Source organism: Gordonia sp. LMA484, assembly GCF_058129505.1.
In genome coordinates, this window is record NZ_CM176700.1 from 5,755,708 (window position 1) to 5,776,033 (window position 20,326).

Sequence of the window (20,326 nt, forward strand, 5' to 3'; positions counted from 1 at the left end):
TTGTAGTCCCGGACTGGCGTGTGCCCGAAGCTCGACGGCACCGGAACGGGGGATCAGATGGTTGCAGTATCGCCACAGACAACGGTGGTGGACGCCACGCCGATGTTGCTACCTGCCCTGGACCCGTTCTACGACGCTCCGGACGCACTCGACACGATGCGTCCCGGGCAGGTGATCCGGTCCCGGCAGGTCGAGCTCAAGGACTATTGGGCGTCCCATCACCGCAGCCAGGCGTGGCAGCTGCTGTATCGCTCCACCGATCTCAACGGGGACGCCAGTGTGGCAGCTACCACCGTGGTACTGCCGCGCAAGCGCGCTGACAGTGGCGACTTCCTGCTGCTGTCGTTCCAATGTGCGATCGACGCCGTCACCTCCCAATGTTTTCCGTCGTATGCGCTGCGCAAGGGTGCCGACTCGGCTCGGGCCATTGCTCCGTTCGAGTTCCTGGTGGTGCGTCGTGCGCTGGCCAAGGGCTGGGCGGTGTCGATCCCGGATCACGAGGGCATGCTCGGCGCGTGGGGCGCTCCCCGCGAACCCGGCTACCGTGCGCTCGACGGGGTCCGCGCGACTCTCGAGTTCGCCGGCCGGCGACTTCCCGCCGACACTCCCGTCGGGCTGTGGGGTTACTCGGGTGGCGGCATGGCGACCTCCTGGGCGGCGGAGATGGCCCCGCAGTACGCTCCGGAACTGAACATCATCGGGGCGGTGCTCGGATCCCCGGTCGGCGACATGGCGTCGGCCCTCATGCGGCTCAACGGTCGGATGCACGCCGGACTGCCGGTCATGGCGATCGCAGGGTTGCGCCGCGTCTACCCGGCGCTGGACCGCGCCATCGAGGAACATGCCACCGAGACGGGTCGACGAGAGCTCGCCGCGATCGCCGAACTGCCCACGATCGATGCGATCCGGCAGTTCAAGGACCACGACATCGACGACTACCTCGACGTCCCGATCGCCGACATCATGGCCCAGCCCGAGATCGTCACGATGATGCACGACCTCGAACTCGGCACTCACGCTCCGGAGATCCCGCTACTCGTGGTGCAAGCGGTGCACGACGAGGTGATCGATGTCGCCGACATCGACGCCCAGGTGCAGCGCTACCGCGACCACGGCGTGTCGGTGACCTACGTGCGGGACCAACTCAGCGAGCACTACACGCTGCTGCCGCTGTCCGGGCCGATCGCCGTGGGTTGGTTGGCACACCGGCTCGAGGGACGCCCACACAAGGACCGCACCGTAACGACCGTGGCCGGACAGCATGCACCCCGATGGTCGATGCGATGGTTGCCAAGGCGTCGTCGAACGATGTCGGCGTCGTCGGCCATGAACTGAACCGCAGACTTTCCTCCCCCGGGTATCACCAAGGCCTCCAGACGCTTTCGCGGATATGGCGATACCCGGGGGAGGAACGCCCTCGAGAGCTCTGTTGTCAACGTGACGATCGCGACACCGCCGACGAGGCCGCACGGGGCTTACCGTAGGTCATGGCCAGTACAAAGTCGTACTCGCAGTTCATCGCCCTCGATGCCGATGCCTTGTGGCGGGTCCTCGGTGATCCGTCGCGGCTCCCGCAGTGGCACAGCGGATATCGCTCCGTCGTCATGGACGGTCCTGTCGAGGTGGGTGGGCGCGGATCGTACGTCCAGTCACGTCGATTGGTCGGTGCCTTCCACCGACGTCTGGCCCCACCGTTCACCGTCACTGTCTTCGACAGGGCACGCCACTTGCAACTGACGCAACCAGAACCGGTGGGCGCCACCCTCATCGACTTCCGGATCGAACCGGCCGACGGCGGTTGCGTCGTCACCGAAACGGTGACGACCACAGCACGATCGGGCCCGATGAGCCGACTGACCCGGTCGGGTGTCCCGCAGCTGACCGATCGAACCGACCTCACCCGGCTCGCACGACATGCCGGACTCGCTCCCGCCGACGACGCGCTCACCGTCGTGCTGGCCGGCGGCAGCGGCGCCCTCGGCCAACACCTCGCCGCCGACCTCGCCTGCCGTGGTCACCGGCCGGTGATCCTCACCCGCACAGCCGATCCCGCGTCGTCATTCGAACAACTGACGTGGGATGGCCGCACCATGGGGGACTGGGCGCGCACGCTGACCGCAGATCGGCCCACCGCGGTGGTGAACCTCGCGGGCAAGCTGGTGGATTGTCGTCCGTCCGAACGAAATGTGGCGCTGCTGCGCGACAGCCGCGTCGACGCCACACGCGCCCTGGTCGCCGCGTCGAAGCTGCGTCACACCCCTGTCGACCGTTGGCTACAGGCGAGCACCACCGCGATCTGGAGCGACGCCGGCGAACAGTGGTGCACCGAGACCACGCCCGTGCCCGATGGGCTGCCGCAGATGACGGGTGTCGCCCGCCCGTGGGAGGAGGCGGCGGCGGGTGCGAACACCGGCCATCTGGTGACCCTGCGGACCTCGATCGTGCTCGACGGGCAGGCCCCGGCGATGAAGCGGCTCACCGATCTGACCCGCGCCGGCCTCGGCGGCCGCGTCGGTTCAGGACAACAGTGGTTCAGCTGGATTCACGTCGATGACTGGCTCGCGATCGCACGGGCCGCACTCGGTCTCGACCCGGAGGTCACGATCCCCGATGGCGTGGTGGTCGGTGCGAGTCCGCATCCGGTCCGCAATGTCGAACTCATGGCGGCGTTGCGTCGAGCCCTGCACCGGCCACCCGCGCTGCCGACCCCCGGCCCGCTGCTGCGCCTGGGCGCCGTAGCGCTGCGCACCGACCCCGCGCTCGGCCTCACCGGCCGTCGCGCAAAGTCGGAGGTGCTCGCCGACGTCGGATTCGAGTTCCGGTTCCCGGAACTCGACGCAGCGCTCGCCGACCTGCTCGGACGCTGAGCCACAAACAGTTCGAGGCCGGCACACCGGCTCGAGGGACGCCCACACAAGGACGCGCGGCGACGACCGTCCCCGGACAGCATGCGCGGTGGCCGCGGCGATGGTGGCCGCGACGGGCACATGACGGCAAGGACACGACGCCGCCTGCACCGGCACGAACCACGAGGGTGTAGCCGGACCGAGGCACCCGAAGCCGAGGGCGGAACTTGCCCCGCAATTGTGGACCAACGTCCCTCGACAGTGCTCATTAGACCCAATACCGTTCAGTTAAGATCACAGCCGTGTAAGTTATGAGTTATGCCGCGTGCTGGGTGGGTGAAGCCTGAGTCGGATCGACGATTGTCGGATTTGGTGTCGGTGGGTGTGTTGACGCGGACGTTTGCGCCGGATCTGGTGGACGAGGTGATCGCCGAGGTGGGTCGGACAGAGGTGCGTCATCGTGCGCTACCGGCCCGGGTGATGGCGTACTTCTCCATCGGGATGGCGTTGTATGCCGAGGGCTCGTATGAGGATGTGTTGTCCCAGCTCACCGATGGTTTGTCATGGGCCTCGGGGTGGCAGGAATCGTATCGGCCGCCGAGCAAGTCGGCGATCTTTCAGGCGCGGACCCGGCTGGGGTCGGCGCCGTTGGCGGCGTTGTTCGACCGGGTGGCGACACCGTTGGGCCGTGAGTCGATGCCAGGGGTGTGGCTGGCCGGGCGACGACTGGTCGCCGTCGATGGAACCTGCCTCGATGTCGCCGACACGCCGGTCAACGACGAGTATTTCGGGCGGCCCGGGGTGAACAAGGGTGAGCGGGCAGCGTTCCCGATGGCGCGGGTGGTGGCGCTGGCCGAGTGCGGCACGCACGCCATCTTCGCGGCCGCGGTGGGCACCTACACGCAGTCCGAGGCGGTCCTGATCGAGTCGTTGTTGGCGCGTATGCAGTCGGGGATGCTGGTCACTGCCGATCGCGGAGTGTTCTCGTATGCGTTGTGGCGCAATGCTATAGCGACCGGGGCGGACCTGCTGTGGCGAGTCAAGACCTCAGCATCGGGGCCGAAACCACGACACGTGAAGGACTTGCCAGACGGTTCGTGGCTGGCGGACTTGCAGCAGACACACTCGGCCGCGGCGCGTCGCGCAGCGCCGATGCTGGTCCGGGTCATCGACTACACCATCGATGACGGACGCGAGAACGCCGAACAGTACCGGCTGCTGACCACAATCCTCGACCCGGGCGAGGCCAGTGCCGTCGAGCTTGCCGCGGCCTATACCGAGCGGTGGGAGATCGAGATCGCCTTCGATGAACTCAAAACCCACCAACGTGGACCCCGAACCGTGCTCCGTTCGAAATCTCCTGACCTTGTGCTGCAGGAGATCTGGGGCCACCTGTGCTGCCACTACGCGATCCGATCACTGATGGTCGAGGCCGCCAGCCTCGCCGGCCACGACCCTGACAGGGTCAGTTTCGTTGCTGCACTGAGGATTACCCGCCAGTCGGTCGCCCACCAGGGCGACTTTCCCCCCTCACGACCCTGACGTCTGCCACCGTAGCTGGAAAACCTGCCTACGCCGCCTGGCCCGTCGGCTCAACCCCAGGCGACGCCGCCGAGCCAACCCACGCGTCGTCAAACGCAAATACGTGAAATGGCACGTCAAACGCGCCCACCACGCCTCCTGGCCTCAACCGACACAGGCACCGATCTACACATCCGCACCCCTTAACTGAACGGTATTGTCATTAGACCCGCGCACGCTGGAGGCATGCGCTGCCGCGGGAAGGAGTCCGGCGATGAGGTACGACGACGACCACATGTGGGGCACCAGCTGGGGCTGGGGTGACTGGATCCTGATGACCGGACTGATGGTCGTGTTCTGGGCGGCCGTGATCACCGCCATCGTTCTCGGTGTCCGATACCTGACCAGTTCTCGTCGATCGGCGGGCGGTCCGTCGCCCGTCGAGCCACCGCGCTCGGGCCATTCGCATGCCGAGGAAGTCCTGGGCGAACGGTTCGCGCGCGGCGAGATCGACGAGGACGACTACCGCAAACGCATGGCAACGCTGCGCGAACACCGGTGAGCTGCGTTCGCTCGGCGAAACGCCGAGGCGCGCAGCACAGTTCGTCCCCCGGGTATCGCTCCGCCCATCCGGTGACCCTGCGGACCTCGATCGTGCTCGACGGGCAGGCCCCGGCGATGAAGCGGCTCACCGATCTGATCCGCGCCGGTCTCGTGCCTCGCTGACTCCGGGGATCTTCTGGCCAGGCCGAGTTCCGAGATCACCTGGAACCCACGTTCCGCCGCACCGCGAAACCTGGTGGCGCGTCTCGTGCAGCCCGATCTCGCAGGTTTTCGTCGCCGCGGGCCGGAACGGTTTCTTACCGCGTTTGCTCGGCAAACCCTCGGGCCCACACCGACCCGACCGTCCGCCGGTACTTTCGCCCACCGGTCGCATTCAGGATGAACACCACCGGTGCCGGGATCTGTTTCCGCAAGCCGCGGCGCTCATTCTCGTCGGCGCCGTCCTGCAGCCAGGCGACCAGTTCGCCGAGATGCCCGCGGTGCTTCTTGATCACCGTCTTGACCGCGGCGCGCATCTCCGGGGTGTCGCTGTAGCCGGCCGAGATCGGCTCGAGGTCGAGCTCCTCGTGTGCCAGGTGCCGCAGCAACACACCGGTCAGTTCGGTGACCGACGCACGCGCGGCCGATGCCGCTTCGCCTGTTGCGGCCGAGGCGAACTCGTCCATCCGGGCACTGGCTTCGTCCAGTGTCGCGCGGATCACTTCGTGTTCGCCGTCGAGGTCGCTGACCATGGGCAGGTCGGGGTCGAGCTTCTGCAACGTGGGCCAGAAGATGTCCTCTTCGTACGAGTGGTGATTGTGCACTTCTTCGGCCAGGTACTCCCATGCGACTTTGAGCCGCTGGGCGCGGTCGGGTGCGGGCGGGTCGAAACCGGCCAGCGCGGCGTCGAACCGGGCGAGGTCACGGCGAAAGGCCGCGTGCACGACGGTGTTCATCGTCTTGTGTGTGGTGACGGGCTTGGTCATGATTCTGCTCCAGCGGGGTGCAGGATGGGGGTGGTGTTTGGGTGGCCGAGGATTTCGTCAGCCGGAGAGCGCACTCGTCGCGAACTCGTAGGAGCAGCGGACGAAGCCGGTGAGAATTGACGCCTCGTCGTTGTCACGGGGGGCGTAGAGCATCACGAACGTGTGTGGGACCTGACCGGTCGCCACCAGAATGTGTGGTTCTGCCCAGCCTGCCGACGTTGCGGCCTTTGCCTGGGTGATCGGCAGGGTGACATGAAAACTGTAGTCGCCGTCGGCATGTCCATGGGCGAACTCTGTCCCGACGAAGAACGCTTCGGGCGGGCCGACGGCTTCGTCGAGCGAAAGGGTCAGTGCGCGAGCACCTTCGACGGAGATCTTGGACTCGCCGTCGGTGACGCCGGCCCAGGTGAGCGCTTCGTCGAGGACCGCATCCATCAGATCGCGTGATCGGGGTTGCTGATCAATCTGGCTGTGCGGGATGTCGCTGGTGGTGGACGGTCGCGGACCGCGCCGCTGCGGGATGGTGCCCATCTCATGCGCCGGTCCAGATGAGTTCGATGGGGATCCCGTCGGGGTCGTGCAACTGGACCATCACGGCCGGCATCGGGTCGTCGAGCTCCTGGACCGGGTTGTGCGCTACGCCGAGGCGGTCGAGATGCGCCGTCCACAGGCGTACCTCTTCGGGCGACGACAGCGCCAGCGCAAGGTGATCCAGACCGGTCCGACGCGCATCGAACAGCTGTCGGTCGGCGTCGTGATGGTGGTCCAGCCCGAGGAAGAAAGTGCTGCCCGGCCGTGTCATCACCACCGCGTATCCGGTGTCGTTGTCGTGTTTCTCAACGAACGCCCGAGCCAGTCCGAGTGTTCGCGTGTACCAGGCTTCGCTCGCGTCGACGTCGCGCACGGTGATGCCCAGGTGGTGGTAGCCGAAAAGAGGGGGTGCATCGGTCACGGTGACTCCTCGAGGGTGGGTGCTAGAACCACATAGTGTAATGTCGTTCTAGTGTGGTACTGAAAACGCTAGAATGTCGTTACACCATTGTCAAGGGAGAAATTTGATGGCGACCGACCAGCGTGCTACACGCCGTTCGGCGAAAGCCGAAAAGTCCCGTGCCACGCGTGAGCGGATCATCGCGGCAGCGACGTCGCTGTTCGTGGAAAGCGGCTATTTGAGCAGCACCATGGCGGCGATCGCCAAGGAGGCCGGGGTGGCGGTGCAGACGCTGTATCTGTCGTTCGGCAGCAAACCGGCGATCCTGAAGGCGGTTTTCAACACGGCGCTCGCGGGTGCCGACTCGGCCGACGGCATCTTGGAACAGGAGTGGGTGACCGAGGTCATCAGCGATCCGGACGGACCCACCGCGCTCCGGCGGTTCTGTGCGCACTCCGGCGAGATAATCAGTCGTGCAGCGCCCGTGTTCAATGTGATGCGCATGGCCGGCGCCGATCCGGACGTGGCGGGACTGCTCGACGAGAACAAGCAACTCCGGACACGCAGTTTCGGGATGGTGCGCGACGCTCTGGTCACGCGGCCCGGATTCTCGCCGACGCTGAGTCCGCATGACGCGCTTGGTGTTCTGTATGCGGTGGTGAGCGAGGATTCCTACATACTCCTCGTCCACGAGTACGGGTGGACGTGCGAGCGGTGGATCGAGTGGATCACCGAAACAGCGGTGGCACAACTGTTTCCACACGCGACACGTCCGGCCTGACACCTATACGCCTCGAGCATCGCCGCCGGTCGTGACCCGATCCGAACCTCATCGCCGGGTGTCGATGACCGGCGTGAGGGTCCCGTCTCGGACGACCTTGTCGCTCGTCGCAATGGTCAGGCCTCGGCGCGTGGCCTGGGCAACGATCATGCGGTCGAAAGGATCTCGGTGATCCCAATTGAGCTGTCCGGCAGTCGCTGCGTCGTTGGAGTCGATCGCCAGATCAGTTGCTGCCATGGCCGTCACGGTAGCGTTCCAGGCCGACAACAGTGGCGCAGCGTCGAGTCGGCCCATGCGCGTCTTGATCGCGATCTCCCACGCCGACGCTGCGGAAACGTACAGCTCGTTGGCCGGATTCTCGAGGAGGTCGAGCGCGCGACGGCCGAGGCGGTCAGGATCGTGCACAAGCCATAGAAACGCATTCGTATCGAGAAGGATTGCCGTCACAAAGCGGCCTCCCACCCGACCAATTCTTCATCGGGCAGAGGGGCATCGAAATCGTCTGGGATCACGAGTCCGGGAAACTGGCCGAATCGGCGAACACCCGCGTCGGCGGGGGAGAGCACGGCCACTGCACGCCCGTGGTTGGTGATGGTGACAGGTTCGCCGGTTCGCTCGACTTCGGCCAGCAGCGCATTGAGCCGCGCCTTGGCCTCGGTGCTGCTGACCGTTCTCATGGCACGACCATACGCCTGTCGGACTAGTTCGAATAGTCCATTCTCGCCCTGGTCACAAACCAGTTCGTCCCCCGGGCATCGCTCCGCCCGCCGACTGAACCGTCGGGGGACGTAGCAATACCAGGCGGACGAACGTCGCTCACAGGCGCAGACAGCGCAACCTCAGAGTCGTGTGACCTCCAGGTCACCTTCCTGGTACTGCGAACGCAGCCGCTTCTTGTCGAACTTGCCGACGCTGGTCTTCGGGACCTCGTTGATCACGGTCCAGTTCTCCGGCAGCTGCCACTTGGCGACCTTGTCGGACAAGAAGTCTCGCAGGGTGTCGGCGGTGGCGTCGGAACCTTCGCGCAGTACGACGGCGACCAGCGGCCGCTCATCCCACTTGGCGTCCGGGATGCCGATGACGGCGGCCTCGATGACGTCGGGGTGGCCCATGACCGCGTTCTCCAGGTCGACCGAGGAGATCCACTCGCCGCCGGACTTGATGATGTCCTTGGTGCGGTCGGTCAGCGTGAGGTAGCCGTCGGGGGTGATGGTGCCCACGTCACCGGTGCGCAGCCACCCGTCCTGGAACTTCTCCGGGGCGTCGACGCCGTAGTAGGCGCCGGTGATCCACGGGCCGCGGACCTCGAGTTCGCCGACGGTGTCGCCGTCGTTGGGCAGCACCTCGCCGAGTTCGTCGACGAGTCGGGCCCGCACCGACGCCGGGAACAGGCCTTGGGTGTAGCGGTAGCGCCAGCGCTCTTCGCCCTCGGTGCCGGCAGGCGGGCGGGCCACCGATCCCAGCGGCGACGTCTCGGTCATGCCCCACGCGTGCAGCACCGTCACGTCGTGATCCTCTTGGAAGGTGTGCATCAGTGACGGCGGCACGGCCGACCCGCCGATCAGCACGTCGTGCATGCAGGAGATGTCCTGCGGGTGTGCTTCCAGGTACTGGTGCAGGCCCTGCCAGATGGTGGGCACGGCAGCGGCGAAGGTGGGCTGCTCGGCGGCGATCAGTGCGGCGAGCGGTTCGGGCTGCAGGAAGCGGTCCGGCATGATCAGCGAGGCGCCGATCATGAACGCCGCGTAGGGAAGACCCCATGACATGGCGTGGAACTGCGGCACCACCGCCAATGCCCGATCACCCTGCTTGAGGGCGGGTCCGTCGGTCATGCACACCTGCATCGAGTGCAGATAGATCGAACGGTGCGAGTAGACGACACCCTTGGGGTCACCGGTGGTGCCCGACGTGTAACACATTGCCGCAGCGGAATTCTCGTCGACCTCAGGCCAGTCGAACTCGGTGGGCTGATCAGCGATCAGCGTCTCGTAGGCGTGCACCTGCACACCCTCCGGCGCCTCGACACCGTCGGCGGAGTCGCCGGTCACGATGATGTGCTTGACGGTGCTCAGCTGCGGCAGCTGCGGGTTGAGCAGGGGCAGAAGGGTGGGATCGACGATGATGACGTGGTCTTCGCCGTGGTTGGCCACGAACACGAGCTGTTCGGGGAACAGTCGGATGTTCAGGGTGTGCAGCACCGCACCCATCGACGGCACCGCCAGGTATGCCTCGAGATGCTCGGCGTTGTTCCACATGAACGTCGCCACCCGCTCGTCGCCGGTGACACCGAGGCCGCGCAGCGCGTGAGCCAGCTGAGCGCAGCGGCGTCCGACCTCGGCGTAACTACTACGGCGCGCACCCGCGCCGGTCCACGTCACAACCTCGGCCTTGCCATGAAACGTGCTGCCGTGGCGCAGCAACTGCGCGATCGACAGCGGGACGTCCTGCATCGTGCTCAACATCTATCTCTCCTCGATCTTTGGTTGTGCCCTTGGAAGGCTATGCCCCACGGCGACGGCCCGACACCGGCATGTGCACCAGCCTTGCACTCGTCGCCCGTCGGCTGGGCAGATTTCGGCGAAAGCCCGGTGAACGCCGACCCCTCAACCGGCGCGTGGTTGCCGCGATAATCTGCTGCTCGGCCGAAGGTGAGCCGAGTGTCCCATCAATTGTCCCGCCTCCGGATCACGCAGGTCTTGACCCCACGGGACACAACCTTGACAGCAGAGGACGCCCGCGCCCAACGCGACCCTTCGTGACGGCCCTTCGCTAGCGCTCCGGGCCTCCTCAGGGATCGGGTGGTGGACCCGGTGCCCGCAAAGCCTCCCGAGGAATGAGCGTCACGACCCCGGTGCCTAAGGAGCGAGCGTGCGAGCGTCACCACCCCGGTGCCTGAGGAGCGAGCGTGCGAGCGTCACCACCCCGGTGCCTGAGGAGCGAGCGTGCGAGCGTCACGAAGGCCCACCGAACCCCTCAGCCCCTCGGCACCCACCGCTTCCCGGTCGCCCGAGCGATCACGTCACCGGCCTGCGCAGCCACCTCGTTGAACCGCTCGGTCCCTGCCGTGCGCGCCGCGTTCGCATCCCCGCTTGCCGCCCACGTCGTCGCCGCGACATCCGCCGCGTCGGTCGCGCCGGCCATCATCAATTCGGGTGCCTGGAACAACACGGCCGATCCGACATCGATCGCGTCGAGGACCGAGGCTTGCGCCGGCGTCGTCGGGGTGGCGATCTGCGGCGGGTTCGGCACGATCGGCGCGTGGAGCGCGTCCACGATCTCGGCTCGGCCGGTGTCGAAGGCTTGCCCGACCGCAGCGGGCGGTGCGCCCGACCGCGCGGTGTCGGCGACGTGCATCATCTGGACCACCGCGACCTCGAGTGCGTTCTGGGCGCGCGGCAACACCAGGCCGAGGTCGTTGCCGATGATCCCCGACATCGCCGAATTGGCCGGGCCGGTCACCGACGCCAACGCCATCCCCCGTGCCCTGTCGACGGATCCGGTGCGCGCCAGCGCCGCGAAGTACACGCCGGGCGAGCGCACCAGTGCGACCGGTACGTCGATGACGAAGTCCAGCATGTGTGGACAGATCAGCGAGCAGTAGGTCAGCTGGTTGTTCGCGAACGCCAACGCGATGGCACCCGGCGGCGGCGCGGCGACCTGCGGGTACGCCTGGTCGGCTGCCGGCCGGGGCGAAGTCACGACCGCCGCCGTCGACGGACCGGCCCCGACGATCAGCGCGGCCGAGGCCGCCAGCACCACGATCAGTAACACGCCGGCACGTTGGCTCATCTTCATCGGGGCTCCCAAGGTCGATGGCCGATGATCCCCGCGAGTGTGCGACCTCGAGGCTGAAAGAAGCCTGAACGCGATGGGGCCGCGTCGACTACCCAGCCGTCGCGATCCCGAGGCTCGGGAAGAAGAAGCAGGTCGCGTTCTGCCGCTGCACGGTCCCGTAGATCGCGGAGAGGACTGTGCCCGAGCCGGTTTCGACGAGTCCACCGCGAACGCCGCCCTGCGGGATCTGATTGAGGGCCGGCTTGAGGGTTCGGTCGAGGAGCGCGTTGACGACGACTGCGGGTATGCCCGCGTCGGCGGCACGCTTCTTCACTGCGTCGAGGATCGTGTCGGTGAGTCCGCTCATCGGGGCGCCGATGTCACCCTTCAGGGTGCTGGTGTTCAGCCAGGCGACGCGCATACCGGACTTGTTCGAGGATTCGTCGGTGATTCCCGTCGGGACGAATCCGTACAGGATCTCGCCCTTGCGGACGGCGTTGAGGTCGATGTTGCCGGCGGACAGGTCGCCGAATCCGGGTGTGTAGGGACCGGGCACCGCGCCACCGATGGCGAGCGGGAAGGTGAGGTCGGTGCACGCGCCGACCGTCGGGGTGAACGGGGTGATGCCGAGCTGCTTGAGGATCGCGTTCGCGGTCTCGATGTTGTCGATGACCGATGCCGCGGGGACAGGGTGCGCGTTGATCCAATCGAGTGCCCGCGCCGGTGTGAGCTGCTCACCGGTCGATGGTGCGGCGGCGGCGACGCCGGCCGGTGCGAGCAGTGCGCCACAAACAGCGGTTGCGGCGACAAGAGTGCGGAGACGCGCAAGCATAGGGGACATTCCCTTCACATCGGTGAACGATCTTCCACACCGTAATGTGCCAGACGCGGTGAGGTGATGCGGGGTGAACGCCGATGTTGTGGCCTTGGGTCACACGATGACTCGCACCGCCGATGGCGGCGCGGTCCGATCAGCGGCTGCTCGGGCTTGCCGAGACGAGGACCCTGCCGGTGGATGGGTCGTCGGCGCCCACCAACGTCCGCAGCCTGTTCTCGGTGATGATCTGGATGCGTTGACCTCGGCGTTTGCGTTCCCGCACTGCGTACAGCTTGCGGCCTTCGGACCCGCCGACGGTGTTGGCGATCCGTGGGGCACGCACCAGCACGGTGGTGTCGTCGGTGACGGCACGCTGAACCGTTGCCCCGGCATCCTGGATCAGTTGGCTCATCTCGTGCTGGGTGCCGGTGTCGAACTTTCCCGTCACCACCACGTGGTGGCCACGCAACGACGACGGGCTGCGACTGTTCGTGCGCATGTCCACCCACTTGAGTTCGGCCAAGGCGTCGCGTGCCTCGGTGGCGTCGACGTAACGCATCCCGCGATGGGCGGTCGCATGCCAGATCCAGCATTTGAGGTCTTCGGGGGCGTCGACGGTCCGAATCCGAGCGATGTCGACGTTGGTCCAGTCCTCGCCGGTCAAGAGCGCGCTGGCCAGTAGTCCGACCTGGAACACGTCGAGCCAGGTGGCCCAGTGGCGTCGGTCTTCGATGTCGGCGGGTGAGTACGCGGGTGTGTAGGCGTCGATGGGTGAGCGCTGCGGGGTCAGCGAATGCTTCGAGATGCCGAAGTCGCCGAGCACCAGGTGTCCGTCCCGGAGAAAGACATTGTCCGGTTTGATGTCCCGGTGGGTCACGCCGGCCGCATGCATGAGCGCGAGGACTTTCAGGATGCGGAGGATCTCGCGCCGGACATCGGTGGGCGACCACCCGGCCCACTGGCCGTTCTGGATGCGATCGGCCACGGTGCCCTCGTGGAGATACTCCGACACCAGCACGTAGCGGGTTGGTGTCCGCGAGCCGGTGCTGAACGCGAACGTGTCGAGCAACTCGATCACCTCGGGGTATCCGGCGAGCAACCCGCCGAAATGGGCCTCGCCATGCCAGTCGCTGGCAGAACCGCACACCTTCACACACACGGTGCGCCGCTTGCGGTCGCTGCGTTGCGCCAGCTGATGCGCCAGGTAGACCTGCCCGTACCCACCGTCACCGATCCGCCGTTCGATCCGGTAGCGGCGGCCTTCGTCGCTGGTGATCACCTGGCCGATACGGAGACGCGGTGCGGTCATGAATTCACGGTAGCCGCTTATGAATCCGTGCCGATCGGGAGTCCGGGTTCGGGCTCGCGGCTGTCGACGCATCAGACGATGTCGTCGGGGACGCCGACCCGGCACGACCCACCACGGCCACCTCCCTGGGAGGTGGCCGTGGCGGGTGGACGGATCGATCAGTTCAGCGACCGCTGGTCGACCGGCGGGTTGCCCACCAGGTGGGAGTTGTTGTATCCGGTCTGGGCGCCGTTCGCACCGCCCCGGAAGTCGTGCTTGACGTCACCCTGGGTGCCGAACGCGCCGAACGCACCCGCGCCCGAACCGGGTGCCGGCTTGGACGACTCGCACCCCTGCGACGACTGGTCGCAGTACGCCGCCGACGCCGTCCCGACGCCGAGGGCGAGCCCGAGGACTGCGCCGAGTCCGACGACGCCTGCCACGATCTTTCTGGCCATACTCTTCTCCTTCTCTTCTTCGGATCGGACGATCCGCAACGCTCACCTCCCTGAGGTCGGGGGATGGGCGCAGCGAAAGGGCCGATCAAAGACTGGGGACATCACCGTCTGCCGGCGATCGTCGTCCGCACTTCAGATGCGGACACGCCCGTCGGGTGTCACGCTGTGGCGTGCGTTCTCCGGAGCGCGCACGGTGAGACCGGTCGAGGTTTGATGATGTCAGTCGGTGGAGCCGGTCTGCTCAGACGACACCGATGAAGTCAGTTCTGTTGTGAGAAAGCGTGATCGGCGATCCGGATGCAGGAAGTGAATCGCGGTCGCCAACCGGCGCGGGTCGGCGAGGAGCGCGGGTCGTCGGATGGGACGCGCATCCTCCTCATCCGCAGAGTCACCCGGGCTCCGTCTGTGATCCGCCAAATCCGTTCATCGGGAACGGAAACCGTATCCACTGGCCATATCGCGAGTGCACTGGACGTCGTTATCAGGACAGTGGAAGTCAGGACGAAGGTCGTCACCGGTTAGATGGAAAGGTCCCGGCTGTTACTGGGTAGAAGGTCCCGACCTCCCGCGGACCGACATTGCGCATCACACGCACGCCACCCCATCACCGTCGCCGTCCAACCGGGCGGAATAGCCGGGTTGACCCCGATGGAGCGGAGCGGCGCCGGCAGCCCGCACCGCGGCACAGTTCCGGTAGTACACCCCCGCGTCCGGCGCCGGGGCCACGTCACGCGGGGTGGTCGGCGTCTGTACCGGTGGGGCGGGCGGCGCGGTGCCCTCGCCGTGCCCAGAGGTGGCTGCCGCCGCGGGAATCATTGCGCCACAAGATGTCAACACCCGCTGCATCGCCGACTTCTCCGCGGTGGTCACCCAGAGCCGGTAGGTGGCCTTGACGTCGATCTGCCGGGAAACGTACGTACAGCGGTAGGACTTGTTCGGTGGCAGCCAGGTGGCGGCATCGCCGGCACCTTTCTGGCTGTTGGTCGGGCCGTCGGTGGGCTGCAGGTTGCGCGGGTCGTTTGCCAGGTCGCGGCGTTCATCGGCAGTCAACTGCTGTGCGCCCTTCTGCCAGGCGTCCATCAGCGCGACGACGTGATCGATCTGGACGGCGTTCGACGTGCCCTCGCCGCGGGTGAACGCGATGGCGCGACCGGTGTACGGGTCATGCAACGTGCCCGACAGCACCACGCAGCCGTGGGTACCCGGCTTGATCACCAAATCGTCCAGGGATTTCAGCAGATCGTTGCGGGTGTCGCAGCCGTTGTGTCCGCCGGCGACGGTGACATCGTCCGACCAGGGCTGCCCGAACTGGGCACGCTCGTAACCGGTCTTGGGTGCGCGGCCCTTGACCGGGAGCGTTTCCAGTGTGGTCAATGCGGCAGTGGCGGCCTGCGCGAGCGGCGTCGATGGGGCGGGGGCGGCGGATGAGTTCGTCGGTGCCGGCTGCGGGGTGCTCGATGACACCGAGCCGCCAGCGGCCGACGGACTCGCTCCATCGTTGGCCGGCCCGCATCCGCTGACGCCGACCGCCACCAGTGTCGCCGCGAGCGCGCTGCCGACCTTCCATCTCATTGCGCACCGTACGGGCGGGGCAAGTGGCGAACTCATCAACAGTGTCTCCAGGCGGCGATCGACAACAACCCAGTCAAGCACGGATGGCCGAACGCCTCAAAGAGCGTCGGTGCGTACCGGCGATTCGCTTGTGCGACGAAAACCGTTGTCCAACACAGAGCCGTCGCAGGAGCACGCGATTGCGACCGTCCATGCGATGAGGAAAGCCTATGCAGTGCGACGATTCTCACGTATCGGTTTCCGGCCCACTCCCCTAAATTAACCAAATAGTACATAACGAGGAGTGATCCGATGTCGGCCCGCAACAGCGATGGCGCTGTGACCGTAGTGACAGATATCCCAGGGACGGTGGGTCCGTTGGAGGTCTCACGGACGGGGTCGGCGCGCCCAAGCGATGCGGATCTCATCGCGCTGGCGATCGGCGTCGAGGCCGATCTTGAGGACCCGGGCCTCTGGTTCATTCCGGACGGATATCGAAAGTCATTGGCATTGTGCCTGATCGATGCCGTCTACTCGGCCGGCGCGTACGACACGTCGACGGCGAACGTGGTGGCCTGCTACATCGCCTACCGCGCCGAATGTGGTGGCGATGCTTACACCGACAGCTTGGATGACCTGCTCTCGACATTCGAAGTCCTTGGTGGATATCACAATTGGGCCTACCGAATCGGAAATCAGTGCCGGGCGACGGCGGGCACCCCGATCAAGGCGGAAGCGGTGTGGCAGCTGGCCGAACGGTTCGTCGCCCAGGGTGTGAACACCACCGACGATCTGCGCGTCGCCGCTGCTGACGGGCGACTCGCCGATCTGAAGAAGACGTGGTGCGCGACACCTGGACAACGCACCGGCATCGCCTGGGATTATGGCCTGATGCTCGCCGGCGTTGCCGGAGGGCGGGTCAGCCGACTGGTCGCCCGATACGTTGCGCGGGCGCTCGACCAAACCTCTGTGGACACGGCGTACGCCGCAGAGCTGATGGCGGCGCTCGCCGAACGGCAAGGCTGGGACCTGATCGCCTTCGACCACAGTGTGTGGCTGTTCGAGTCCAGTCGACAGGCCAGTCGCGCGGGCCGTCGCTGAAACGCTGGCTCAACGTCCCGTTGGGGGATGACCATTGCCATCTCTGACCACTCGGTCTACATTTAGACCATGCGGTCAAAGAGTCCGAGCGGGCGAACCTTCGCCGACGAAGCGCGCCGACAACAGCTCGTGTCGTGCGCCGTCGAGCTGATCGCCGAGGTCGGCTATCCGTCGGCCTCGCTCGCGAAGATCGCCGAACGAGCCGAGATCGCGAAGAGTGCTGTGCTGTATCACTTTCGCGGAAAGGATGAGCTGGTCGCCGCGATCGTCGAAGCGGTGTTCACGGCGTCGGCGACGGTGATCGTGCCGCGCGTCGTCGCCGCGGAATCCCCGACGGCACGACTGACGGCGTACATCGACGCCAACGGCGAATTCCTGGATGGACATCGACGCGAGGCGATCGCCCTCTACGAGATCTCGATCGGGTACCGCGACGGCGCCGGCCGACGGTTCGACCAAGCCATCCAATCCTCCGTCGATCAGGACGGGGTGCCGCCGGAGTTCGCGCTCCTCGATCCGGTCACAATCCTGGCCGACGGCATCCGCGGTGGCGATTTCACCACGTCAGCCGACCCCGCCGTGTTGAAGAACATTCTGCGCGCCAGCCTCGACGGCGCGGTCAGCGAACTGTCCCGCGACCACACCTACGACGTCATCGCGCACACCGACGCCGTTCGAGACCTCTTCCTCACCGCGATCGGAGCCCACAGATGAGTCCACGAATCACGATCCTGGCGTTCGGCACGACAGGCGATGTCGCGCCGCTGACCGGCCTGGCCGCGCGTCTGCGCGACGACCTCGGGGCCGCGGTGGCGATCGCCGCGCAACATCCGTATCGGCGGATGATCGCCGACGCCGGATTCGAGTTCCGGTTGCTTCCCCGTGACACCGAAGCGGACACCCGTGCCTCGACCTATGGACAGGCGATGGTGGACGGTCGACGACTCAAGCCCTCCAAGGACGCCCTGGCCGGCATGCGCGACGACCTGGCCGGCGTCGGCGAAGCCATGGCCCAAGCGGGTGAGGACGCCGATCTCCTCTTGTGCGAAGGGCCCGTCGGGGGCCTGCTCGGCTGGCACGTCGCCGAAGCCCTCGACGTGCCGAGCGCCGCGCTGATGCTGCAACCATCCAGTCCGACCGGTGATTTCGCGCCCCCACCACTGGGCACACGGTCCTACGGCCGGATCGGCAACCGCGCCGCCTGGCAGCTCGCCGCCGTGGGGGAGAAGCTGTTCACCCCGCTCGTCGACGACCTGCGCGCCGGCCTGGGATTGCCGCATCAGTCGCGGCGCAACTACCAGCGCCGCAAGCAACAGGCGTGGCCGCAGCTCTACGGATACAGCCGGCATGTGGTTCCACGGCCCGCTGACTGGCCCGATCACGTCCACGTCACCGGTTACTGGTGGCCGACCAAAGATGTCGAATACGAACCCTCACAGGATCTTCGGGACTTTCTCGATGACGGTCCCCCGCCGATCTTCATCGGGCTGGGCAGCACGGCGATCAGCAGCGGAGCACAGCTGAGCCACCTTCTCGCAGAGGCTCTTCGTGCGAGCGGTCAGCGGGCGGTCATCCAGCACGGCTGGGCCCACCTCGACACCGACGGTGGTCGCGACCTCTGCAGTGTGGGTGAGATTCCCCATCACTGGCTGTTCCCCCGTGTCGCCGCGGCCGTGCATCATTGCGGTGCCGGAACCACCGCCGCCACCCTGCGTGCCGGCATTCCCAGCGTGGCGCTCCCGGGCATCATGGACCAGCCGTTCTGGGCGCAGCGCTTGCATCAACTCGGCTGTGCCCCAACACCGATCGCACGTGCCACCGCGAACGTCGACGAACTCGCCGGAGCCCTGACCGCGGTGGCCGAGGACAGTTCGGGGTACCGGGAGGCCGTGGGACGCATGTCGTCGATGATCACTGCCGAAGACGGCGCGGGCGCCGCAACCCGCATTGTCGAGGCCCTGCTCGACACCCCGAGGTCTGCGGCGCACACCTGACCGAATCGGTGGCGAAGCGGGGGAGCCGCGAACGTTCATATGCTGCCCTCGCCGTCATGGCGCGGTTCGTCGCCACCCTGGATAGCTTGTTGAACCGCCCGGATTGTCGCCCCTCGCCACCGCGATCTCCGCGGCCACGATCAGCGCCCCCGTGGCACCGCTGTCCTCCGGGACGGGCCCGCCCAACAACGTGGTGATGCGATCCAATCGTAGGTAGAGCGTCTGTCGGTGGATGTTCAGCGCCTTCGCCGCAGCGACCCGAGAGCCGTTGCGGTGCAATGCCACCAGCGTGTGCAGTAGCTCGCCGCTGCGATCTGAGGTGAGCAGTGGACCGAGCACTGTGTGCAGGAACCCGTCGACCGCTGCGGTGTCGATCTCGCGGAGGAAATGCGCGACGGTGACGTCGCGGGACCGAACCACGAAGTCGCGAACCGTCGCCGACCGGGCGGCGGTGTGAGCCGTCGGCATCGACGCCGACAACCCGAGGATGTCGTCGGCAGGTTCGGTGATCCCGATCCGCAACGAACCCGGCAGGGCCGTCGACGTCAGCCGCCGCATCAAATCGTCGACGACGCCCGCGCGTTCGCGGCGAGTAGGGAAGCGGACGATCGAGCGATGCATCCCGTCGCGGACCTCCGACAGAACGGGAAACTCTCCGGTCCGTAGCACCTCGGCGAGCTCGGCGGTCTGAAGCGGCCCGCCCGCCGAGATCGCGACCACGCCGACGAACAGTGCTGGGCCGTCGAGACCGAGTTCGGTTGTGGCCAGACGCATCGCGCGGGCATGGTCGGCGCGGGTGGCCTCGGACCGGCCTGGTTCGGCGGCATAGGTCAGCAGCCGGAACACCTCGCGAACATGCTGATCCGACCGCGTCATCGGATTACCGCGTAGCACCGCCAACGCGAGGGGTTCGGGCGCGCGGCGGCAGGCAGCGGCGATCATCTGGAGGTCGACGCCGGCCCGGGGTAGCACCTCGAGCGTGGCGATGGTGACACCCGCCGATTCGATCGGTGCGACCCGGGCATAGCCACGGGGCCGCGCCTCCGGCACCTCCGCCGCAGCGATCACCGCGCCGGCGGCGGATCGCACGGTGATGCTGCAACCGGTCAGGTCGCGCAGTGCGGTCACCATCGCCGTCACATCGCCCTCGGCGGCGAGCAGCCCGGCCAGCGTGTGGGTCACCTCGTCGTTGAACCGCAACTCCCGCACCGACTCCGCCACCAGTCGGCTGTTGATGGCCCGGGTGACGTCGACGAACCGCACGACTTCGCCGAGCTCGATGAGCGGGAATCCGCGAACGGTCGCCTGCTCGATGATGGCCGCCGGCACGGAGCCGAGTCGGGGCGCCTCGATGGCGAGACCGGCCGCCCCGACGTCGGCGAGAGCGTCGATGTAGGCCCGCTGCTGGTCGGCGGCGATGTCCCCGAGCAGCACTCCGGAGATCAACAGCAGTTCACCGCCGGTCAACAGTTCGGCGATGTCGAGGACCTCACTCGTGTGGACCCAACGCAGCGTGTCGCCGAGACGATCCCACCCCGCGAGCACCACGGGGCGCGCCGCCGACAACGCGGGGTCGTCGAGAACGTCCCGCATGGTCAGCGACCCGGGTGGCATCGGCGAGGAACTCATCGATGTCCTCTCCGGTCAGTCCCGCTCCCAAACGAGTGAGCAGAATGCAAGTATTGAGCATCAGACTATATCCATTCTGTACATACCGCTGGGACCGTACGGGCAC

General features: G+C 66.6%; 20 protein-coding genes. 8 read left to right on the top strand and 12 right to left on the bottom strand.

All coding sequences use genetic code 11. The features are described 5' to 3' along the window. Window positions 1-57: 57 nt before the first annotated feature. From AC4AMJ_RS25545 to AC4AMJ_RS25560, 4 genes are all read left to right on the top strand, one after another. A complete protein-coding gene (locus AC4AMJ_RS25545; protein WP_489915547.1) occupies window positions 58-1,335 on the top strand; it encodes a lipase family protein in 1,278 nt (425 codons plus the stop codon). Between the two features lie 152 nt (window positions 1,336-1,487). Continuing rightward, window positions 1,488-2,867, top strand: coding sequence for a DUF1731 domain-containing protein (locus AC4AMJ_RS25550; RefSeq protein ID WP_489915549.1), 1,380 nt, complete (start codon window positions 1,488-1,490; stop codon window positions 2,865-2,867). Window positions 2,868-3,164: 297 nt separating this feature from the next. Further along, window positions 3,165-4,388 carry an IS4 family transposase gene (locus tag AC4AMJ_RS25555; protein ID WP_489915551.1) on the top strand — a complete coding sequence of 408 codons (1,224 nt, stop codon included), beginning with the start codon at window positions 3,165-3,167 and terminating at the stop codon, window positions 4,386-4,388. A gap of 253 nt (window positions 4,389-4,641) precedes the next feature. Beyond that, a complete protein-coding gene (locus AC4AMJ_RS25560; RefSeq protein WP_489915553.1) occupies window positions 4,642-4,929 on the top strand; it encodes an SHOCT domain-containing protein in 288 nt (95 codons plus the stop codon). 298 nt (window positions 4,930-5,227) lie between these two features. Here the strand turns inward: AC4AMJ_RS25560 and AC4AMJ_RS25565 are convergent, their stop codons facing one another. The 3 genes from AC4AMJ_RS25565 to AC4AMJ_RS25575 are packed head-to-tail and all read right to left on the bottom strand — an operon-like array spanning window position 5,228 to window position 6,848. Continuing rightward, window positions 5,228-5,896 carry a hemerythrin domain-containing protein gene (locus AC4AMJ_RS25565; RefSeq protein ID WP_489915555.1) on the bottom strand — a complete coding sequence of 223 codons (669 nt, stop codon included), beginning with the start codon at window positions 5,894-5,896 and terminating at the stop codon, window positions 5,228-5,230. 57 nt (window positions 5,897-5,953) lie between these two features. Beyond that, window positions 5,954-6,427, bottom strand: a complete 474-nt coding sequence (locus AC4AMJ_RS25570; RefSeq protein WP_489898388.1) for a luciferase domain-containing protein — start codon at window positions 6,425-6,427, stop codon at window positions 5,954-5,956. 1 nt (window position 6,428) lies between these two features. Further along, a complete protein-coding gene (locus AC4AMJ_RS25575) occupies window positions 6,429-6,848 on the bottom strand; it encodes a VOC family protein (protein WP_489898387.1) in 420 nt (139 codons plus the stop codon). A 106-nt stretch (window positions 6,849-6,954) separates the two neighbouring features. On the opposite strand from AC4AMJ_RS25575, the gene AC4AMJ_RS25580 reads away from it, so the two are divergent. Next, window positions 6,955-7,608: a TetR/AcrR family transcriptional regulator gene (locus AC4AMJ_RS25580; protein ID WP_489898386.1), complete on the top strand. Its 654-nt coding sequence runs from the start codon at window positions 6,955-6,957 to the stop codon at window positions 7,606-7,608. Between the two features lie 48 nt (window positions 7,609-7,656). Here the strand turns inward: AC4AMJ_RS25580 and AC4AMJ_RS25585 are convergent, their stop codons facing one another. The 8 genes from AC4AMJ_RS25585 to AC4AMJ_RS25620 all read right to left on the bottom strand — a co-directional run bounded on the left by AC4AMJ_RS25585 (window position 7,657) and on the right by AC4AMJ_RS25620 (window position 15,517). After that, window positions 7,657-8,055 (bottom strand): type II toxin-antitoxin system VapC family toxin, encoded by a 399-nt coding sequence (locus AC4AMJ_RS25585; protein ID WP_489898385.1) that lies wholly within the window; start codon window positions 8,053-8,055, stop codon window positions 7,657-7,659. After that, complete coding sequence (locus AC4AMJ_RS25590; RefSeq protein WP_489915557.1) at window positions 8,052-8,285, bottom strand: type II toxin-antitoxin system Phd/YefM family antitoxin; 234 nt, start codon at window positions 8,283-8,285, stop codon at window positions 8,052-8,054. The genes AC4AMJ_RS25585 and AC4AMJ_RS25590 overlap by 4 nt, the downstream gene beginning before the upstream one ends. A gap of 162 nt (window positions 8,286-8,447) precedes the next feature. After that, on the bottom strand, window positions 8,448-10,070 hold the full coding sequence (locus tag AC4AMJ_RS25595; RefSeq protein WP_489915559.1) for a long-chain fatty acid--CoA ligase: 1,623 nt from the start codon (window positions 10,068-10,070) through the stop codon (window positions 8,448-8,450). Window positions 10,071-10,581: 511 nt separating this feature from the next. After that, entirely contained in the window at window positions 10,582-11,403 is an 822-nt protein-coding gene (locus AC4AMJ_RS25600) for a hypothetical protein (RefSeq protein ID WP_489915561.1), read from the bottom strand. An 88-nt stretch (window positions 11,404-11,491) separates the two neighbouring features. Further along, complete coding sequence (locus AC4AMJ_RS25605; RefSeq protein ID WP_489898380.1) at window positions 11,492-12,214, bottom strand: hypothetical protein; 723 nt, start codon at window positions 12,212-12,214, stop codon at window positions 11,492-11,494. A gap of 139 nt (window positions 12,215-12,353) precedes the next feature. Beyond that, window positions 12,354-13,508, bottom strand: a complete 1,155-nt coding sequence (locus AC4AMJ_RS25610; RefSeq protein WP_489915563.1) for a protein kinase domain-containing protein — start codon at window positions 13,506-13,508, stop codon at window positions 12,354-12,356. 158 nt (window positions 13,509-13,666) lie between these two features. Then, window positions 13,667-13,945 (bottom strand): hypothetical protein, encoded by a 279-nt coding sequence (locus AC4AMJ_RS25615; RefSeq protein ID WP_489898378.1) that lies wholly within the window; start codon window positions 13,943-13,945, stop codon window positions 13,667-13,669. Window positions 13,946-14,530: 585 nt separating this feature from the next. After that, a complete protein-coding gene (locus AC4AMJ_RS25620; protein ID WP_489915565.1) occupies window positions 14,531-15,517 on the bottom strand; it encodes a GmrSD restriction endonuclease domain-containing protein in 987 nt (328 codons plus the stop codon). A 348-nt stretch (window positions 15,518-15,865) separates the two neighbouring features. Between AC4AMJ_RS25620 and AC4AMJ_RS25625 the strand changes: the two genes are divergently transcribed. The 3 genes from AC4AMJ_RS25625 to AC4AMJ_RS25635 all read left to right on the top strand — a co-directional run bounded on the left by AC4AMJ_RS25625 (window position 15,866) and on the right by AC4AMJ_RS25635 (window position 18,591). Further along, complete coding sequence (locus tag AC4AMJ_RS25625; RefSeq protein ID WP_489915567.1) at window positions 15,866-16,597, top strand: DUF8548 family protein; 732 nt, start codon at window positions 15,866-15,868, stop codon at window positions 16,595-16,597. 69 nt (window positions 16,598-16,666) lie between these two features. After that, complete coding sequence (locus AC4AMJ_RS25630) at window positions 16,667-17,311, top strand: TetR/AcrR family transcriptional regulator (protein WP_489915569.1); 645 nt, start codon at window positions 16,667-16,669, stop codon at window positions 17,309-17,311. Then, complete coding sequence (locus tag AC4AMJ_RS25635; RefSeq protein ID WP_489915571.1) at window positions 17,308-18,591, top strand: glycosyltransferase; 1,284 nt, start codon at window positions 17,308-17,310, stop codon at window positions 18,589-18,591. The genes AC4AMJ_RS25630 and AC4AMJ_RS25635 overlap by 4 nt, the downstream gene beginning before the upstream one ends. 54 nt (window positions 18,592-18,645) lie before the next feature. On the opposite strand, the gene AC4AMJ_RS25640 is transcribed toward AC4AMJ_RS25635, so the two are convergent. Further along, entirely contained in the window at window positions 18,646-20,220 is a 1,575-nt protein-coding gene (locus AC4AMJ_RS25640) for a PucR family transcriptional regulator (RefSeq protein ID WP_489915573.1), read from the bottom strand. Window positions 20,221-20,326: the final 106 nt, after the last annotated feature.

What these genes read in the sequence shown, in the direction of transcription:
- AC4AMJ_RS25595 (WP_489915559.1), bottom strand. Translation starts at nt 10,070, where the DNA reads ATGTTGAGCACGATGCAGGACGTCCCGCTGTCGATCGCGCAGTTGCTG.
- AC4AMJ_RS25590 (WP_489915557.1), bottom strand. Translation starts at nt 8,285, where the DNA reads ATGAGAACGGTCAGCAGCACCGAGGCCAAGGCGCGGCTCAATGCGCTG.
- AC4AMJ_RS25610 (WP_489915563.1), bottom strand. Translation starts at nt 13,508, where the DNA reads ATGACCGCACCGCGTCTCCGTATCGGCCAGGTGATCACCAGCGACGAA.
- AC4AMJ_RS25600 (WP_489915561.1), bottom strand. Translation starts at nt 11,403, where the DNA reads ATGAAGATGAGCCAACGTGCCGGCGTGTTACTGATCGTGGTGCTGGCG.
- AC4AMJ_RS25570 (WP_489898388.1), bottom strand. Translation starts at nt 6,427, where the DNA reads ATGGGCACCATCCCGCAGCGGCGCGGTCCGCGACCGTCCACCACCAGC.
- AC4AMJ_RS25635 (WP_489915571.1), top strand. Translation starts at nt 17,308, where the DNA reads ATGAGTCCACGAATCACGATCCTGGCGTTCGGCACGACAGGCGATGTC.
- AC4AMJ_RS25555 (WP_489915551.1), top strand. Translation starts at nt 3,165, where the DNA reads ATGCCGCGTGCTGGGTGGGTGAAGCCTGAGTCGGATCGACGATTGTCG.
- AC4AMJ_RS25545 (WP_489915547.1), top strand. Translation starts at nt 58, where the DNA reads ATGGTTGCAGTATCGCCACAGACAACGGTGGTGGACGCCACGCCGATG.
- AC4AMJ_RS25550 (WP_489915549.1), top strand. Translation starts at nt 1,488, where the DNA reads ATGGCCAGTACAAAGTCGTACTCGCAGTTCATCGCCCTCGATGCCGAT.
- AC4AMJ_RS25615 (WP_489898378.1), bottom strand. Translation starts at nt 13,945, where the DNA reads ATGGCCAGAAAGATCGTGGCAGGCGTCGTCGGACTCGGCGCAGTCCTC.
- AC4AMJ_RS25605 (WP_489898380.1), bottom strand. Translation starts at nt 12,214, where the DNA reads ATGCTTGCGCGTCTCCGCACTCTTGTCGCCGCAACCGCTGTTTGTGGC.
- AC4AMJ_RS25640 (WP_489915573.1), bottom strand. Translation starts at nt 20,220, where the DNA reads ATGAGTTCCTCGCCGATGCCACCCGGGTCGCTGACCATGCGGGACGTT.
- AC4AMJ_RS25580 (WP_489898386.1), top strand. Translation starts at nt 6,955, where the DNA reads ATGGCGACCGACCAGCGTGCTACACGCCGTTCGGCGAAAGCCGAAAAG.
- AC4AMJ_RS25630 (WP_489915569.1), top strand. Translation starts at nt 16,667, where the DNA reads ATGCGGTCAAAGAGTCCGAGCGGGCGAACCTTCGCCGACGAAGCGCGC.
- AC4AMJ_RS25565 (WP_489915555.1), bottom strand. Translation starts at nt 5,896, where the DNA reads ATGACCAAGCCCGTCACCACACACAAGACGATGAACACCGTCGTGCAC.
- AC4AMJ_RS25560 (WP_489915553.1), top strand. Translation starts at nt 4,642, where the DNA reads ATGAGGTACGACGACGACCACATGTGGGGCACCAGCTGGGGCTGGGGT.
- AC4AMJ_RS25620 (WP_489915565.1), bottom strand. Translation starts at nt 15,517, where the DNA reads ATGAGATGGAAGGTCGGCAGCGCGCTCGCGGCGACACTGGTGGCGGTC.